Origin of the sequence: Eubacterium uniforme (assembly GCF_900167115.1) — a bacterium.
Lineage (GTDB): Bacteria > Bacillota > Clostridia > Lachnospirales > Lachnospiraceae > Eubacterium_S > Eubacterium_S uniforme.
In genome coordinates this window covers 1-3,023 of the sequence record NZ_FUXZ01000029.1, presented here as the reverse complement: position 1 = coordinate 3,023, position 3,023 = coordinate 1, and the positions used below count along the sequence as shown (strand labels likewise).

3 protein-coding genes are annotated in these 3,023 nt (G+C 27.2%); all 3 read right to left on the bottom strand.

Annotated elements, in window-relative coordinates; all coding sequences use genetic code 11:
- Positions 1–73: 73 nt before the first annotated feature.
- Positions 74–1,132, bottom strand: coding sequence for an IS30 family transposase (locus tag B5D16_RS12165; protein WP_078767240.1), 1,059 nt, complete (start codon positions 1,130–1,132; stop codon positions 74–76).
- Positions 1,133–1,186: 54 nt separating this feature from the next.
- Positions 1,187–2,281 (bottom strand): ArdC family protein, encoded by a 1,095-nt coding sequence (locus B5D16_RS12160; protein ID WP_078767239.1) that lies wholly within the window; start codon positions 2,279–2,281, stop codon positions 1,187–1,189.
- A gap of 13 nt (positions 2,282–2,294) precedes the next feature.
- Positions 2,295–3,023 (bottom strand): type IV secretory system conjugative DNA transfer family protein (locus B5D16_RS12155; protein WP_159444389.1); only part of this gene is annotated, 729 nt, incomplete at its 5' end.

Genomic DNA, 3,023 nt, shown 5'->3' with positions numbered 1-3,023 from the left:
ATTGATAATTGCAAGTTTTTTTGCATATATTTTTAAAGTGGTTAAAAACTGTCATTCGTTTTGATTATTTTTACTATGATGCTAATTTTCTTAATTCTTTCTGGTATAATTCTTCTGCGGTTTTAAATCCAAACATTCTTCTAGGATAATTATTCATCCAATATTCAATTTTATTTACTTTATCACTCGTAATTTTATCAAAATCTTTTCCTTTAGGAATTATTCTCCTAATAAACCTATTGCCATTTTCATTAGAGCCTCTTTCCCATGATGAATACGGATGGCAGTAATATATTTCAACTCTATCCCCCTCATGTATAGCTGATTTTTTCATATTTTCATAATCCGAAAACTCTGAACCATTATCGACTGTTATAGATTTAAAGATATCTGAAAACTTTTCACCAAATATTTTTTCTATTTCATTCAACTCTTTTACAACCGATTCTGATTTTTGATTTTTTAAAAACCTAATTATTTCTTTTCTAGTTTTTCTTTCTGTAAGAACTAATAAACAACCTTTAGTTACACCTTTTCTACCTTTAACAGTATCCATCTCCCAGTGACCAAAAATTTTTCTATCTTCTACTTCTTCAGGTCTGTCTGTAATCAACGGAGCTTCTTTCTTTAATGTTTTATATTTTGTAACAGAAATAGATCTCTTGTTTCTTTTTCTTTTTACAGGTAAATTGCTTAAAGATATTCCTGTAAACAAATCCATATCTATATAATTATATAAAGTTCTTACAGATATATGAAATTTAAATCCTGCTTTTTTTGCTTCAACTAATGCGACTTCAGGACTATGCTTATTTTCAACAATATCTTTTTCAATAAATTCTGCGTACTCCTTTTGTTTATCAATTTTTAAATATTTTGGTCCTCTTTTCGATACATTTATTTCTGTTATTTCCTGAGCTTTATTATAACTATATTTATATGTAGTAGTCAGATCCGAATTAGTATGTTCATACATACCTTTTTTTAATTCTCTACATATCGTACTTTGATTAAATCCTAATATTTTAGAAATTTCTCTGCCAGAATGTCCATTATTATATAAAGTTTCAATTCTTATTCTATCTTCTTTATTAAGGTGTCTATATGGTCTTTTTGTCTTTGATTGCTGCATAATAATTCTCCTAAAATATAATTTTATAGTATTATAGCACCTTAAAAGAAAAAACTATCTAGTTTTTGAAATAACTCTTATGTTTTCTCTTGGAATTAACTCATCCATTTTTTTATACGCCAATTTTAAATCATTTTCTGTTTTTTGGGCCAATTCTTTATACTCTTCTATTTTCTTTTCGATATCTATTTCTTTAAATTCTAATTCTTTATTTTTTATTAATTCTATTCCTTTATTATATTTTTCAACAACATAATCAGCAATATCCTGACTTTCTCTTATAGCCTTAATCAATTCATTAGGTTCTTTTTCCAAAACTTCTATCCAACTTTGAATATAAGCCTTGTGATTATCATCTATATCATCATTTGGTTCTATTCCAATATCCTGATATATGAAAGTTGAAGATATTTCTGCTCTTAATTCTTCTCTCGCATAATCTTCACTTCCAAATGTATTCTTTATATTTCTATTTAATCTTGATTCATGACCTGTTGCATGAGATGTTTCATGCAAAAATGTAGACAGGTATTCTTCTGGACTTCTAAAACTGTAAATATCTGGTAATTGAATATAATCATTGATAGGATTGTAAAATGCACTATTGCCACCTGTTCTAAATTCCAATGGTTTCATTTCAGATATTATTGCATCTCTTATTTCTATAACATTTTTTTCTTCAAATGTCTTATGTTTTATAATTTCTTTAACCGGAATTCCTTCAATTTGTTCAGCATTAAAGACATGACTAACTCTAATTATTGGCTTTATTCTTTCTTCATATTCTTCACGTGTCATCTCTCCCTTACTTACTTTTTCTTTAAATTTACATAGTTCATCAGAATTAAGTAATTTCTTTTCCTTAACATCATAAATAGAATAAAATTCTATAGGAATTCCTTTTTCCCCTTTTTTTACTTTCCATCCATTTTTTTCAGCTTGTTTAAAAGTGCAAAATCTATTATCTTTATAATTTCTGGATTGAGATACTAACATTAATATCATTCTGTTTAATCCTTTATATGCTTTTTTTGTATCTGCATTTTCAGGAAGTTCTATCATCCACCCCTGTCTCCATGGGATTTTATTTTCTTTCAAGGCATTTTTAAACATATCAATAATTTCTTCTCTTGCTTTATTAGTACTCATATAAACTCCTTATCTAGCCCTTTAAAACTATCGAGGCTTCATATAGCTGTTCTATTTCATCTAAATCTCTATCTAGCGAAATAATGTCTTTAATTTGTTCAGGTGTATATTCAAGTTTATATAACGATTTTAATATTTCTTTTCTTCTTTCATCTAAAACATCTGATGCATATAAGCCTATTAAATCCATCTCATTAAATAACTTCTTTTTTTCTCTGGTTATTCTTTTGCTTTCAAGAAATTCTTCTTCTGATATTATTTTTTCGATTTCTTCATCAGATAATACAACCAATTCATTTATATTGTCTTCCAATGATTTATCATTATCTTCATCAAAATTGTAATTTAAAAAACTTGATATATTTACAGTCGTTTCAATCACATTGCCTGATTCCTTTTGTGATAAGTAGTAGTCAATTTTCTGTTTATTGTCTATAATCAATTCGTAATAATCATTTGATTCTTCCCGTTGTCTACGAATCAAATCCATATACTTTTTCGGCTCAAATGTCCCATATGACATTGCATATGAATTAATTTTATGTTTCCATGGATACCACTTAAAATCCATTAATGCTCTTTCACCTCTTACAAATACTATCTCTTTATTATTAGGCAATAATCTTATTTCGTTTGGATCCATTAAATCTCGAGCTATAACATCAACTGAATTACTACTACTTCCATGAGAGCCTTTACTTTCTGAAGATGATTTCTTATATATAGTCCATTTTCCTAATAG